Below are 13,651 nucleotides of genomic sequence, written 5' to 3'. Positions count from 1 at the left end.
CGCTACACACTTTAGCGCAACATGTTTCAAGCTTTAAACCAGCAATGGGCCAAAGCAAAGACGCCGGATGCACGACCCGTCATCTGCCGCAGCAGAAGACGGAATCAAATCACCGGTGCTGCTTCTATCCCATGGTTAATCAATTGCTGCACGGAAATTAACCCTGATTTTACAGTCGCTACCAATGCGTAAATTCCGAACGAAGATTTTAAGGCATCGTTAACCGGCTTCACGCAATAAGGGATGCAACACCTGAGTGATGATCGAGCCGCCGTTTCCGGCGCTCCTCTGCGAATTGCTTTTGTGTCCTTTGTCTCTGAGATTCCGATAGCGCCGGTTCGTCCGGCGCTTTTTTTTGGGTTTGCGCAAGGCCATGAAAAAACCTCCCGCAAAGGGGAGGTTTATCAGCTTTTTGAAAGTGCCGGTCAGTCGGCCAGAACGCGGGTCGGCGGGAAGGCAATCTCCACCACCGTTCCCTGTCCCGGAGTGGAATCGATTGCAAATTGCGCGCGGTTGGCCTCCACCATGGCTTTGGTCAGCGGCAGGCCGAGCCCGGTGCCTTCGCTGCGCCAGTCCTTGGCGGTCTCGGCCTTGCGGCGTTCCAGCGCGTTGACCTGCCGGAAGGGCTTCAGCGCCTGCTCGACCTCGGATTTGGTCATGCCGATGCCGGTGTCGCGCACCCGCATCACGACATCGCCGTTCAACTCATAGCTTGTCGAAACGATCACCTGACCGCCCGGCGCGGTAAAGCGCACGGCATTGGACAAAAGGTTCAGCGCCACCTGCTTGATCGAGCGCGTATCGGCAACGATATCCGGCAGGTTGGACTGGAAGCTCGACCGGATGATGACGCGCTCGCGATTGGCCTGCGGCTGCATCAGCGCGATGGCTTCGGCAATGGCATCGTTGAGCGAGACCGCCTCGAACTGCATGTCGAGGGCGCCGGCCTCGATCTTCGAAATGTCGAGCAGATCATTGACGAGCGCCAGAACATGATTGCCGGAACGGTTGATGTCGCGCAGGTAATCCCGGTAGCGCTCATTGCCGATGGGGCCGAATTTCTCGTCGGCCATCAGCTCGGAAAAGCCGATGATGGCATTGAGCGGCGTTCGGATTTCGTGGCTGATGCGCGCCAGAAATTCGGTCTTCTGGCTCGATGCGCGTTCGGCTTCCTTGCGCGCATTGGTCAGCTCCTCCTCGGTGCGCTTCCACTGCGTGATGTCGCGCAGGACGGCGCAGAAACCGCGCGTATGCGGCAGTTTGCCGATGGTCATGAACAGCGGAATGAACCCGCCCTTGGCTTCGCGGCCAATCACTTCGCGCCCGTCATTGAGGACACTCAGCACCCCGTTGCCGGAAAGGCCGTGCAGATAATCCATCGCGGCGCGCTGGCTTTCGATGGCGAACAGCATCGAGAAGAACTTGCCTTCCGTCTCGTCGCGCTCATAGCCGAACAGAGCCGAGGCCGAATGGTTCATCGAGCGGATGCGCCCCTCCGGGTCGATCAGGACAACACCGTCGGTTGCCGTGTCGAGAATGGTCTTCAGTTCCTCGACATGGTCCGCGAGCGCCTGTTTTTCGTCGTCCCTGGCAATAGCAGTGGGGGCCGTGGGGGCGGCGGGTGTTTCAGCCGGTGTCGGTGCCGCGGCGACCGGCATCAGGCTCAGCATCAATGCGCGGCCATCGCGCCAGGCAATGGCATTGAGGTGCGCATCGACGGGTTCTTCGCTGCCATTGGCGTGGCGCAGCACCATGCCCTGCCGTGTTTCACCATCGTCGCTTTCGCTGTTGAACAGCACATCGACACCGCCAGCACCGCGAATATCGTCGAGCGATTCATAGCCGGTGAGATCGAGCAGAGCCTGGTTGACGTAATGGATATCATCGCCCGAATGAATGATGACCGGCACAGGCAGATTGGCCAGCAGGGCGGTTTCATCCGCGTGGGCGGTTTCGGCAGGCGCAAATGATGTATCTTCACCGAAATCCGCACCGATGAGCGGCGCTTTCGCGTCAGTCTTTTCAACGGCTGCCTGCGATATTGCCTCCGCCTCGCTTTCCGCGCGCGAACTGGCAAGACCCTGCTTGCGCAGACGGTCGGCGATTTCGCGGAATGCGTTGCGCTCGGTCCTGGTCAGCCCGCCTTCGGGGCGCTCTTCGCGCTCCTGTGCCTTCAGCATTCTTGCCTGATCCGCAGCCACCTTCTCCTGCGCGCAGGCGTTCAAAAGGCTGATGACCTGATCGGATTCGCGGCGGCCCGGTGTCGGTGCGATTTCCAGCGGCGGCTTGGGGAGCGTTGCGACAGGGCTGTCGTCGTTTGCAACTTCTTCCGAAAGCGCCAGAACATCGTCGTCTTCGACCGGCGCTGCCGTTTCAGCCGGCTCGCTGACGGGCTTGCGTGGCCGCGGAATGCCGCCTGCCAGCACCAGCCCGATTTCTTCCGGGTCTTTTTCGGCTTCCGCCGGGCGAACGACGCCGAAGCCGCGGAACCCGGTGAATTCCCGGTCGCGGGAATAAACGGGCAGGGCGGCAAGCTCGACCGGCACGCGCAGATCCGTGCCTTCGACCGGCCACATCAAGCGTTTTCCCGACCATGTGTCGCGCTTGTCGAGCAGGGCCGCAATGCTGCCATCCGGGTCGAAGCCGAAGACATTCGCGACATCGGCGAACCGCCGTCCGACCACATCGGCGGCATTCGGCCCGATTGTCGCGGCAAGGTCCGGCGAGACTTCGCTGAATGCGCCATCCGGTCCCACCTTCCAGATGAAGCGTGCGGGCGGCGCATCCTGATCGAACACGAAACTGCGGGGCTTCGGCTGTTCGGCCGAAACCTCTTCCATATTTGCGGTTGCCACAGGCTCCGGAAGCATCTCTTCCAGGACCTCCTCGGCCTCGCCCGGCAGGGCATGCGGTGCTGGAGGGGCTGCGGCGGGCGCATCGCCGATAATGCAGAGAAGATGCATCGGCGGCGTGTCGGTCAGCCGTGCAATGGCTCCGGGTACGGAATGCTTGCCGGCGCGGATGCGGCGCTTGACGATGCGGTCGGACGCATCGGCGGCCTCGATGATGAGGTCTTCCAGCGTGGCGGGGGAAATGTCGAGCGCGGCAAAGCGCGGACTTGCCGCGATCACCCTGCTGTCCGCATCGATCAGCGCAACATGCGTGCTGTCGTCGCTGAGGCCGGAAATAACGGTTTCGGCCTTTGTGTCCTTGCCATCGGCGGTCAACAGCAGCCCGGATACGCCATCGGGCAGGGTGATGCGTGACACGCTGAAGCGGGTGAGATCGGAACGCAGGCCGCCCCCGAGACGAACGGAAACAGTGCGGGCTTGGCCGTCGGCATCGGCATTTGACGATGCGATCTGGCGACGGGTGGCCACGGGCAGATCAAGACCGCCGCCGATCATGTCTTCCACACGGTCGAAGCCGAAAAGCCTCGCGCCGGGGCCGTTGACCCAAAGCACCGTCGAAAGGTCGTGCGTCAGCACGAGCTGCGCATCGCCCTTTGCAAAGCCTTCGCGGATTGAATCCAGCGCGGCAATATCGATGAAGGGGTATGATCCTGACATACCAGTCCTTACCTGTTCTTTCGACCGCCCGCAGTGCTTGTTAACGCCCTGTTAATAAGCCTCTTGCGGGCGCGGGTCCACATTGCCATTGGGTATGGGCTGCATTTTCTGTTTCATTAGTTAATGCGGGAAAGGCAATTTTACAGGCTTGAACCAATATGGGGGTTATGCACAGCCGGTCGTCTTTGATGGTTACTGGGTCGTGACCTTTATGAGCGGTATTTGATATTGAATCCCGCAATTGGGAATTTCTGAAAAAAGAGCGCTATAATCACTTGCAATATGGATCGATTCTCCGTATGTGACCCCCTGTCGGCGGCGCCAGAGCGTCACAGAGCCGACACAAAGGTACGCGGTCGTAGCTCAGTTGGTTAGAGCGCAGGATTGTGGCTCCTGAGGTCGTTGGTTCAACTCCAACCGACCGTACCATTGAATTGAAGCCATCAGCCAAGAATTATTCAGTAATATCAGCCGCTTGGGCAGGATTGAGTCTCGCCGGGTTTGCCGGATGCCGTCAGTCTTGAGGTCGTTTTGGGCACGTCTTCAGTGGGCTCAGGCACTTGCGCCACGCCGTCACGAAGTTTCGTCAAGTGGTTTCAACGCATCGGAAATCTTTCCCGCAATTTCAATCAAAAGACCCATATATCCCTCGATGGCGTCCTTGATCGACAATGCGGAGCGAATCCAGATGATCGAGACGCAGGCAATCACGCTACTGTCGAGCATCACCGGCAGGGCGATTGACGATGTATTCGGTCGGAACTCGCCCGCTTCGCGCGTCGCATAGCCTTTTGTGCGGATATCCCTGAAAAACACGTCCAGGTCCGTGCTTTCCAGAAAGGCCAGGTCTTCCGGCTGTCCGAGCCGTATGACGTGCTCAATGATCAGCCGCCGTTCCTCATCGGGTATGAAGGCAAGATAAGCGCGCCCGGCAGAGGTGCGAAGCATTGGCGTACGATAACCGATCATGCCCTTGTCGACCGACAATGGGCTGCGCCCGTGTGTAGTCTCCTGGATCACCATCGCCGCGCTTTCATAGACGCTGAGGTCGAGCGGCCAGACGATTTTAGGCAGATATTCGGAAAATAGCGGGCCCGCTGCCTGACAGAGAACTGACGTCTTTGACGAACAATCGCCAAGGCTGGCGGCCAGCCTCGTGACCCGTACGCGATTATTGGTCGAGGAAAAGACGACATACCCCTCTTCCTCAAGCGTCTGCAGCAAACGATAGACCGTCGGACGCGGAAGGCCGAGCGCTGCCGCTATTTCTCCCGGACGCGCCTCTCCAAGCAGATTGATCTGACGAAGAACGGCAAGCCCTCGCACCAGCGCACGAACGCAGCCCTCCCTCGCATGATCCGCGGGCTTCAACATGAGACCGTTTCCATATTCTCTTCTTGCCAAATACGGCCGATATCGAGTTCCGTACATCCTGGCTGCGAACGACGATTGGCGGCTTTTGCTGCGCCAATCGTTCGCCGAACATAAACCGTTCTATATCAATCGTCGCAAACTGTAACATATCAAATGGTTGAAAACGAAGGTTTGCGGCTCCCGCTCGCTGGCCTGGCGGCTTTCGTATCAGGCGCTTTTGCGCAACTGCTTTTCGGCCGTATTCAACCCAACCGGGATCTGCTCCAGAGCAGGGTCCAGTTCCTCCATGGAACCGATCTTCGCCAGAAGATAACGGTCGGGACGGATGAACGCGGCTTTGGCTCCGGCGAGGTGTTTTGCCCCATCCCTCGTTTGCGATACGCGCACGATCTTTCCTTCAAGCTGGATTTTTTCGACCAGCTTCGTGTCCAGTCCCGCCAGAAAGGCATCGTCGAACAGGAAGGAGAATTCATATCCGACGGCTTCGTCGAAACCTGTCCCGTCCTGCATGACCGGCTGTCCGAAGAGGGGGGCGGGAGCATCGACAAGTCCGGGGCCGATGGGAGGGTAAAGCGATTCCATCTTCGCGCCGCCTTCCGGTCGCGGAAAAGCATTGCTGAGTGCCGCTCGCGGGTCTTTGGTATTGATCAGCCCGCCCAGCCTGACTGCGGTTGCGATGAAGGTCCGGGCATTTTCCCTGCGCTCCGTCGTGTAGGTTTCCAGAAGCGCGCGATCATGCCCGTAACGCAGGCAATGGATCAGCTTCCAGCCGAGATTGGCAACGTCACGTATTCCCGCGCACATGCCCTGCCCCATGAAAGGCGGCGTCTGATGAGCCGCATCCCCGGCAATGCACAGGCGGCCTCGCACCCATTCGTCAGCAACCAGCGAGTGAAACCAGTAAACTGCGGTGCGCTCGATATCCGCCTCATCCGGTGTCAGCCATTTGGAAAGCAGCGGCCAGACATTCTCGGGACGCGCAATTTCCGTGCTGTCCTCGGACGGCAGGACGGTCAGTTCCCAGCGTCGACGATTGTTGGGACCACGAACATAGGTGGCCGGACGGGCGGGATCGCAATGTTGCAGGGACCAGTCGCCGAGCTCCGGTTTTTCATGCTTCAGCAGCAGGTCGACCACCAGCCACCGCTCATGGAATCCGAGATCCTCCATACCTGTCTCGATAAAGCGGCGCACGAATGAACGCGCACCGTCGCAGCCGATCACATAAGGGGCGCGGACCCGCCGAATACGGCCGCAACTCATATCCTCATAGCGCAGATCGACACCATCTTCATCCTGCTCGATGAAAAACGCCTCGCATCTCGTATGCACCGTTACGCCTGGATAAGCCTTGAGCCGGTCCCGCAGAATATTTTCGAGGTCTGGCTGGTGGACACGGTAGCTGGAATGCCAGCCAAGAGCGGTGATTTCTTCAGGCCGAGGCCAGTCCAGCAGGATGCTGCCGTCAGGATCGACGAAACGCATGCCGACATTCAACCGGCATACGGCTTCGAGTTCGCGGGCGATCCCGATCTGCTGAAAGGTGCGCATGACCTCATCGTCAAAATGCACGGCGCGGGGAAGATGATAGGCTGTGCTTTCCCGATCAAGCACAAGTACCTTGATATCGGCTTGCCCCAGGATATGCGCCAGTGTTGCACCCACGGGTCCGCAGCCAACGATGACAACATCGTAGTGCGTGCTTTGGTTATTCATGATCGTCCCTTGGTCGTTTTGTGCAGGCCATCAATTGCCAGTATGGGGGCAAGTGCGGGCAAGTTCGGCGAAGAGCCAGGGGCAGTCGGCAACCGGTGGGGCCTGTATCCCGCGCGCCGCCGCATCCAAACGCATATCGCGCAAGCGCTTCCTGCCGCCTTCTTCGGTCAGATAAAGACGCTCGTGCCCCCAGAATGATGGCCCATCAGTGGTTTGATGAGGCTCCCACGTCGCCGGATCGATGATCCGCCCGCCCCAGCCATTCTCGACGAAAAAACCCGAAGGTGAGTTCGCGTAGAATGAGGTCATGTAATCATTGGTATGTCTGCCAAGCGTATAGGCAACGCAGTCCTCGCGCTGCATGGCGATGTCGTAACCCTGTCCGACATCATCCAGATTGCGGAACTCTATCATGAAATGATGAAAGCCCTGTCCGCCGGAGCCGACCATCGCAAAGCTATGGTGACGGTTGTTGACGTGGAAGAAATAGAGCCCATAGGGCTCAAGTCCGTAGTCGGTGACATGAAAATCGAGATTGTCCCGATAAAACGGCATCATGATCTCGATATTCCGGACATGAAGCACGGCATGCCCCATGCCGTAGGGGCCGGTCATGAAGCCCGAGACCGGCCGGCCCGGAACGAAGGGATCGGAAGCAATCATCGGTTTCCAGATGAGTTCCACCCGATTGCCCATGGGGTCATCGAAAATAACCATGGCGGCACAGAACCTTCGGTCGCATTCGGCCCTGGTTCCGTGCCGCACCCTTGTTCCGGCAGTTTGCAACCGCGCGGCATAGAGATCGAGGTCGCTTTCAAACTCGACCTCCCAGCCCATGCAGGACAAGGTTTCACCCGGCTCGTTCATCACGAAGAGCCGCTGCATCCGGTCATCCATACGGAACGCCAGCTCGTTCGACGCCCGCTCGATGCACTGCATGCCGAGCAGACCGCTGGCAAAGTCATTCCAGTCCGACAGCTTGTCCGAACGGATTCCGATATATCCCAATGCGTTGATTGCCATCCTATCCTCCCGATGCATGCATATGCGGTTGCGAAAGCGGCAGCTGGCGATTATTTCGCGTTCGCGACAGGATTCGTCAGGGTGCCGATGCCGCTGATCTCGACCTCGATCCGATCCCCTTCAAACATGTAAAGCGGCGGCGTGCGGAAGCGTCCAACGCCCCCTGGTGTGCCCGTCGCGATAATGTCGCCGGGGAGAAGCTTCGTCACCTTGGAGACATATTCGATGATTTCCCCGATGGAGAAAGCGAGGTCCGAAATCGGCGTGGTCTGAACTTCCTGACCGTTGAGAATGGTCCGCAGATGCTGGTCTTCCGGGTTGGGCAGTTCATCCGCGGTCACGATCCATGGTCCCATAGAACCGGAATCGTCAAAGCTTTTGCCGGACCAGAATTGGGTCGTGTGGCGCTGGAAATCGCGGATCGAGCCATCGTTGAAGCAGGAATAGCCCAGAATGTGATCCTTGGCGGCGGCGGCCGGAATGTTACGCCCTTCCTTGCCGATGATGACTGCGAGTTCACCCTCATAGTCGAACTCATCGGAGCAGGCGGGCTTCAGCAAGGGGATGCCGCTGCCGAGCACCGAAGAAGGATAGCGCGTGAAAATCGAGGGATATTTAGGCTTTTCGCGGCCTGTTTCCTTGATGTGATTGGCATAATTCAGGCCGATACAGATGATCTTGTCCGGATTGGGCACGGGTGAAAGCAGTGTCACATCGGCCAGATCTATCCCGTCGGTTTCGGTTTCGATGACGCCAGCCTTTCCTGCGGTCAGCACCGAACGCAGGTCGGCATGGGTGGTACGAAAAGCTGCGGTTGCTTCATGGACCAGATCATTGCGGACCACCCCATAGGATTGGCGGCCGCCGGTTTGGAAGGATATCAGGCGCATTCGGTAGCTCCATTTTCGCGATTGAGTTGGCGATATAAATGTCCGGCGCCGATCCCTGACAATTGGCAATGTCCAGTGCGTCCACCAGGCGGACACATAGGGTTGAAGCAATGTCCGTCAGGCGGACGGTTCTGTATTTGCTGTTTTCAAATGCGTCGGTTTTCACGACCAGTGCAGATGGAGTTTGCCGCCAGGCCCAGCGACAGAGCCAATCATCGCGATAGAACGCCATGTTCTTTCCAAAGATCGACTGCGATTTTTGGGCGATGCCTTAGCGAGAAATCCTGGTCTGCGGCACTTGGAGGGAACCGTGAAGGCTGCTCCAACGCCATCGCTTTCAACGAGATGACGAACCGGCGGGCCTGCGGGCGGTTTTGATATTGTTGCTTGCCCATAGGGAGGATCAGGGCTCAATGACACTCGACGAAACTATCAAGAAGGGGCCGATGCGCCCCGTCCAGATATGGATATGCCTTATCTGCGTGCTGCTTGCCATGATCGACGGCTATGAAGTCGTGGCAATGCCGTTTTCCATGCCGGCGATAGCCAAAGCCTGGGATTTGCCCAATTCTCAGGTGGGCTATCTTCTAAGCTCAGGTATTTTCGGGATGGCGCTTGGCGCGGTGTTCATATCGCCGCTTGCCGACAGGATCGGGCGGCGACGACACATCATTCTTTGTCTTGCAGTCATTACAGTGTTGATGGCGCTTTCGGGCCTGTGCACGTCCTGGTGGCAGCTCGTCGTCGCGCGTGCAATGGCGGGGCTCTTCATCGGCGCGATGATTTCCAGTCTGAATATCATTGTCGCGGAATATTCATCGGATAAACGGCGCGGGCTGGTGATGGGGCTGTTTGGCACGGGCCTGCCGCTCGGGTCCGCTCTTGCGGGCTTTGCGATCTCGCCGCTGCTGAAAACATTTGGCTGGCAGGCGCCTTTCTTTTTTGGAGCCGCACTCTCTGCCATGCTCTTGCTCATCGTGGTTTTCTACCTGCCGGAATCAATCGAATATCTTATCCAGCGTCGACCCCAAAATGCGATCAACACCTACAATCGCATCGCAATGCGCATGGGGCATGCGGCCGTTGATGCCATTCCCGCAGCCCGCAACGCATCCGGGACTGCTGGCCCGAAACAGGGGCTTGGCGCATTTCTGCAACCCCCGCTGCTTGTTCGCTCGATATTTCTCTGGTTGGGCTATGCTCTGCTGATCTCTTCCTTTTATTTCGCCAACACCTGGACCGCCAAGATCATCTCCGACGCCACGGGAGATGCCTATCTCGGGATTCGCATCGCCATGCTGATTCAGTTCGGCGGTGTTCTTGGGGCCGTCCTTTTTGGCGTGCTGACACTCTGGATACAGGGAAGGCTCGCAACCATCCTGCTGCTGGTGCTGGGCAGCATCGCCTTCTGGTTTTACGCGCAGTTCACCGGGGTTCTGTCCTTTGCCATGGTGCTGGCCTTTGCTATCGGCGTTTGTACCAATGGTGCCGTTGCTGCCTTTTACGCGATAAGCCCATCCATCTATCCGACAATGCTGCGGGGGACCGGCGTCGGCCTGATGATCGGCTTCGGGCGGGGTGTCGCTATTCTTGCGCCCCTGCTGACAGGCTACATGCTCACGCATTACTGGGCGCCGGTTGATGCATACCGCTTCTTTGCAATCGTCATCGGACTGGCGGCAGTCGCGACAATCGGACTGCACCTGACTTACCGCGAAGCTGCGACGGCCTCCGTTCAGATGCAAGAATAACAATGTGTCATCTGTTTTCAGCACCATAACCAAGAGAGCAATATGGTGCCCGGTTCGGAGGCGGCGGCCCTGGAAAGCCGGACCATGCCAATTCGCCGCCCCCTGGGTCATCCAGTCAGGCCTGCACGATAGCTCACATAAGGTGCAGGTTCGCTAATCATAAGTGAATGAGCGACCGAGCGTTTGCCCATATTTTGCCGCATGAATATCAGCGAATGCTTACATTGTTATTCAACGGGAGACGAAAATGTCAATTGGTCGAAAAATTGGCGCCATCGGTGTTTCTGCCGGACTGGCGCTTGCAATTGGCTTGTTGCCGGCGCTGACGGGCGCCAATCATATCGATGCTGCTTACGCCAAAGGAGAAGGCGGCGGGAATGGTGGCGGTAATGGCGGAGGCCATGGTGGTGGAAACGGTGGCGGTCATGGCGGGAATAAAGGCGGAAACGCGGACCATTCCGGCAAGGGCGCCTCTCAGCGATCCGGTGCCACCAAATCAAACCATCATAAGGGTGGTTCGGTAACGAAATCGAATGTTGCCAAGGCCAGCGTAACAAAAGACAAGAACACACTTGGTCCGCTGAATGCAGCACATGCTTCCGCAACCGCCCGAGCAAATGCCGCTCCGAACTCAGCCGTCGGAAAAATTGCATCCTACGAACAGGCGAGAGACAGCGCGCTGGCGATCACTGACCCGATGGAGAGGGAGCAGGCGCTGGACGAGGCGAAAGACCAGCTGGAAACGGCGTTCGATCGCACGATTTCCGAGAAGGAATTCTCTAAAATCGACAGCATGCTGGACAAATAGACAAGATATCGGCTTCTGGCCGCATCCTATGATGAAGGAGGGCCCCGCCATCGAGCGGGGTCTTTCATTTCAAAAGGATGGAACGCTGCGTTTATCGATCAAACCTTGGTGAATCCCGGCGGCAATCGTTTCACGAATGCTGATCTGCACGCCTGAAAAACCTTGCAACCAAACCTCGATGAATGAAGCGCATCGAGGTTTGGCGTTACGTCGCCGATCAGGCTGCGGCAAGCGCCTCGGCAATGCTGTCCTTCAGGGCAAGGCGCTGTTTGCGCAGGTTCGTTTCCTCTTCCTGGCTCACCGGCGCAATTTTCGTTTCAGCGCGATGGATGCGGTCGTTGACGGCATCATATTCTTCCAGAATACGGGCAAAATGCGCGTCTTTCGCCTTCAAGGCATGAATGGCATCGAGCTGGCCGGGAAACTCTTCTCCAAGCGTATGGGGGGTATTCGACATTCTGCGGCTCCTTTTTTTGATCGAAACAGGATTCGCAAACCAGCGCGCGAAAAGCATTGATCGCAATCAAGCCGGGTTGAGGTACATGCGTAAATTGCATGGCTGGCATGCAAATGGCGGTCTTCCAGACCGGGCGAGCCATCACCATCTGAAGGGCATGGACCCGATATGGCGTCCATGATGGAGAGAAAAATGTTCACCCGCTTCAATAATCGTTTCGGTCGTGCGTTCGCGCAGTTCGGCAGCGCCGTTCGCGTTTCTGCTGCTGTGCGCGCCGGTCAGAAGCCGATGGCGCAGGATCTTGAGACCCTTGGCATCGACGTCGATCAATTCCGTCGTATTCAGGGTTAGACAATCGAGTAAGCGTATGTGTATCTGAGTAGAAAAGCCCGGCAATGCCGGGCTTTGTCGTTTAGAGCGGTTCCGGTTAAAACGGAATCATCGGAACCGCTATAAATATTTGTTTCGTCGCGTTTGCCTCATGTATCGAAGCGGGCTCGGAAATGATCTAGTCCTCATCCGTCGCCATCTGCCGGAGCAATTCGCCCTTGCCGCGCTGGCGCATGATCATCGGCACGACGACGGCGGCAATCGCCAGCGCGATCAGCACGATCGACACCCAGGAATGCACCAGGGCCATCGGGTTGCCCTGGCTGATCTGCAATGCCTGGCGCAGGCTTTTCTCGGCCATCGGCCCAAGGATGAGGCCAACCACCACCGGCGCGATGGGATATGAGAAGCGCCGCAGCACATAGCCCAGCACACCGAAGGCCAGAAGCAGGCCAAGCTCGAATGACACCGGCAGGCCGAACAGCATCGAGGTCGAGGCGTTCGCGCCGATGGTTCCAAGCGTGGCGAAGACCAGAATGCCCGCATAGAGCCAATGGCGCGGAATGGTGAGCATCTTCACCCACAGGCCGATCAGCGGCAGGTTCAAGACCAGCAGCATCAGATTGGCGACGAGAAGGCTCGCCACCAGACCCCAAACCAGCGTTGCGTTGGTCACAAAGAGAAGCGGGCCGGGCTGCAGGCCGAACTGCTGGAAACCGGCAAGCATGATCGCGGCTGTCGCCGTGGTGGGCAGGCCGAGCGTCAGAAGCGGCACGAGGGTTCCGGCGGCGGAGGCATTGTTCGCGGCTTCCGGTCCCGCCACGCCTTCGATGGCGCCCTTGCCGAATTCTTCCGGATGTTTCGAGAACTGCCGTTCCGCCGAATAGGAAAGGAAGCTCGACACATCGGCACCGCCCGCCGGCATGGCCCCGATCGGAAAGCCGATGGCGGTGCCGCGCAGCCACGGCATCCACGAGCGCTTCCAATCGTTCTTCGTCATCCAGACGGAACCCTTGACGGCGATGACGTCATCTTCCGGACGGAGCTTTTTCGACACCACGGCCAGCGTTTCGCCGATGGCGAACAGCGCGACCGCCAGCGTCGTGACATTGATGCCATCTAGCAGGTTCGGCGTTCCCATCACGAGACGCGCCTGACCGGTCAGCTGGTCGATGCCGATCAGTCCGAGGGCAAGGCCGATGAACAGCGAGGTCAGGCCGCGAAGCGTGGAATCGCCGAATGCGGCCGAGACCGTCATGAAGGCCAGAAGCATGAGCGCGAAATATTCCGACGGTCCGAAGGACAGGGCGAATTTCACGACCCAGGGCGCGACAAAGGCGAGCGCCAGCGTCGCAATGAGGCCCGCAATGAACGAGCCTATGGCCGCTGTTGCAAGTGCTGGCCCGCCGCGTCCGGCGCGGGCCATCTTGTTGCCCTCCAGCGCGGTGACGATGGACGCGCTTTCGCCCGGCGTGTTGAGCAGGATCGATGTGGTCGAGCCGCCATACATGCCGCCGTAATAAATGCCCGCGAACATGATGAGCGAGCCGGAAGGGTCGAGCTTGTAGGTGACGGGCAGAAGGAGCGCGACGGTGAGCGCCGGGCCGATGCCGGGCAGCACGCCGACCGCTGTGCCGAGCGTGACGCCGATCAGCGCATAAAGAAGGTTCGATGGTTCAAGCGCCACCAGAAGTCCGTTGGCGAGAAGTGCGACAGTATCCATGAAAGCGCTC

General features: G+C 58.5%; 11 protein-coding genes and 1 tRNA gene. 4 read left to right on the top strand and 8 right to left on the bottom strand.

All coding sequences use genetic code 11. The features are described 5' to 3' along the window. Positions 1-425: 425 nt before the first annotated feature. Complete coding sequence (gene pdhS / locus AVM02_RS15265) at positions 426-3,569, bottom strand: cell-division control histidine kinase PdhS (protein ID WP_411507775.1); 3,144 nt, start codon at positions 3,567-3,569, stop codon at positions 426-428. A 352-nt stretch (positions 3,570-3,921) separates the two neighbouring features. Between pdhS and AVM02_RS15260 the strand changes: the two genes are divergently transcribed. Then, positions 3,922-3,998 (top strand) — tRNA-His (locus tag AVM02_RS15260). A 144-nt stretch (positions 3,999-4,142) separates the two neighbouring features. On the opposite strand, the gene AVM02_RS15255 is transcribed toward AVM02_RS15260, so the two are convergent. The 5 genes from AVM02_RS15255 to AVM02_RS15235 all read right to left on the bottom strand — a co-directional run bounded on the left by AVM02_RS15255 (position 4,143) and on the right by AVM02_RS15235 (position 8,804). Next, on the bottom strand, positions 4,143-4,943 hold the full coding sequence (locus tag AVM02_RS15255; RefSeq protein ID WP_411507774.1) for a DNA-binding transcriptional regulator: 801 nt from the start codon (positions 4,941-4,943) through the stop codon (positions 4,143-4,145). Between the two features lie 207 nt (positions 4,944-5,150). Continuing rightward, positions 5,151-6,659: a bifunctional 3-(3-hydroxy-phenyl)propionate/3-hydroxycinnamic acid hydroxylase gene (locus tag AVM02_RS15250; protein WP_411507773.1), complete on the bottom strand. Its 1,509-nt coding sequence runs from the start codon at positions 6,657-6,659 to the stop codon at positions 5,151-5,153. A gap of 30 nt (positions 6,660-6,689) precedes the next feature. Further along, positions 6,690-7,682 (bottom strand): VOC family protein, encoded by a 993-nt coding sequence (locus tag AVM02_RS15245; protein ID WP_411507772.1) that lies wholly within the window; start codon positions 7,680-7,682, stop codon positions 6,690-6,692. Between the two features lie 50 nt (positions 7,683-7,732). Then, the gene (locus tag AVM02_RS15240) at positions 7,733-8,572 is read right to left on the bottom strand and encodes a fumarylacetoacetate hydrolase family protein (protein ID WP_411507771.1); all 840 of its coding nucleotides are present in this window, start codon (positions 8,570-8,572) and stop codon (positions 7,733-7,735) included. Next, positions 8,514-8,804 carry a hypothetical protein gene (locus tag AVM02_RS15235; protein WP_411507770.1) on the bottom strand — a complete coding sequence of 97 codons (291 nt, stop codon included), beginning with the start codon at positions 8,802-8,804 and terminating at the stop codon, positions 8,514-8,516. The genes AVM02_RS15240 and AVM02_RS15235 overlap by 59 nt, the downstream gene beginning before the upstream one ends. 181 nt (positions 8,805-8,985) lie before the next feature. Here AVM02_RS15235 and AVM02_RS15230 point away from each other — a divergent pair, with 181 nt between their 5' ends. After that, complete coding sequence (locus AVM02_RS15230) at positions 8,986-10,323, top strand: MFS transporter (protein ID WP_411507769.1); 1,338 nt, start codon at positions 8,986-8,988, stop codon at positions 10,321-10,323. Positions 10,324-10,570: 247 nt separating this feature from the next. Continuing rightward, on the top strand, positions 10,571-11,131 hold the full coding sequence (locus AVM02_RS15225) for a Holotricin-3 precursor (RefSeq protein WP_411507768.1): 561 nt from the start codon (positions 10,571-10,573) through the stop codon (positions 11,129-11,131). A gap of 217 nt (positions 11,132-11,348) precedes the next feature. On the opposite strand, the gene AVM02_RS15220 is transcribed toward AVM02_RS15225, so the two are convergent. Beyond that, positions 11,349-11,588 carry a YdcH family protein gene (locus AVM02_RS15220; RefSeq protein ID WP_411507767.1) on the bottom strand — a complete coding sequence of 80 codons (240 nt, stop codon included), beginning with the start codon at positions 11,586-11,588 and terminating at the stop codon, positions 11,349-11,351. Positions 11,589-11,780: 192 nt separating this feature from the next. Here AVM02_RS15220 and AVM02_RS15215 point away from each other — a divergent pair, with 192 nt between their 5' ends. Continuing rightward, positions 11,781-11,939 (top strand): hypothetical protein, encoded by a 159-nt coding sequence (locus tag AVM02_RS15215; RefSeq protein ID WP_411507766.1) that lies wholly within the window; start codon positions 11,781-11,783, stop codon positions 11,937-11,939. Positions 11,940-12,096: 157 nt separating this feature from the next. On the opposite strand, the gene AVM02_RS15210 is transcribed toward AVM02_RS15215, so the two are convergent. Continuing rightward, positions 12,097-13,641, bottom strand: coding sequence for a tripartite tricarboxylate transporter permease (locus AVM02_RS15210; RefSeq protein ID WP_411507765.1), 1,545 nt, complete (start codon positions 13,639-13,641; stop codon positions 12,097-12,099). Positions 13,642-13,651 lie beyond the last annotated feature (10 nt).

This window comes from Brucella anthropi, from assembly GCF_046630315.1.
Taxonomy (GTDB): Bacteria; Pseudomonadota; Alphaproteobacteria; order Rhizobiales; family Rhizobiaceae; genus Brucella; species Brucella anthropi_A.
This window is presented reverse-complemented; position numbering and strand designations above follow the sequence as displayed.

What these genes read in the sequence shown, in the direction of transcription:
- AVM02_RS15215 (WP_411507766.1), top strand. Translation starts at nt 11,781, where the DNA reads ATGTTCACCCGCTTCAATAATCGTTTCGGTCGTGCGTTCGCGCAGTTC.
- AVM02_RS15210 (WP_411507765.1), bottom strand. Translation starts at nt 13,641, where the DNA reads ATGGATACTGTCGCACTTCTCGCCAACGGACTTCTGGTGGCGCTTGAA.
- pdhS (WP_411507775.1), bottom strand. Translation starts at nt 3,569, where the DNA reads ATGTCAGGATCATACCCCTTCATCGATATTGCCGCGCTGGATTCAATC.
- AVM02_RS15245 (WP_411507772.1), bottom strand. Translation starts at nt 7,682, where the DNA reads ATGGCAATCAACGCATTGGGATATATCGGAATCCGTTCGGACAAGCTG.
- AVM02_RS15240 (WP_411507771.1), bottom strand. Translation starts at nt 8,572, where the DNA reads ATGCGCCTGATATCCTTCCAAACCGGCGGCCGCCAATCCTATGGGGTG.
- AVM02_RS15230 (WP_411507769.1), top strand. Translation starts at nt 8,986, where the DNA reads ATGACACTCGACGAAACTATCAAGAAGGGGCCGATGCGCCCCGTCCAG.
- AVM02_RS15255 (WP_411507774.1), bottom strand. Translation starts at nt 4,943, where the DNA reads ATGTTGAAGCCCGCGGATCATGCGAGGGAGGGCTGCGTTCGTGCGCTG.
- AVM02_RS15225 (WP_411507768.1), top strand. Translation starts at nt 10,571, where the DNA reads ATGTCAATTGGTCGAAAAATTGGCGCCATCGGTGTTTCTGCCGGACTG.
- AVM02_RS15235 (WP_411507770.1), bottom strand. Translation starts at nt 8,804, where the DNA reads ATGGCGTTCTATCGCGATGATTGGCTCTGTCGCTGGGCCTGGCGGCAA.
- AVM02_RS15220 (WP_411507767.1), bottom strand. Translation starts at nt 11,588, where the DNA reads ATGTCGAATACCCCCCATACGCTTGGAGAAGAGTTTCCCGGCCAGCTC.
- AVM02_RS15250 (WP_411507773.1), bottom strand. Translation starts at nt 6,659, where the DNA reads ATGAATAACCAAAGCACGCACTACGATGTTGTCATCGTTGGCTGCGGA.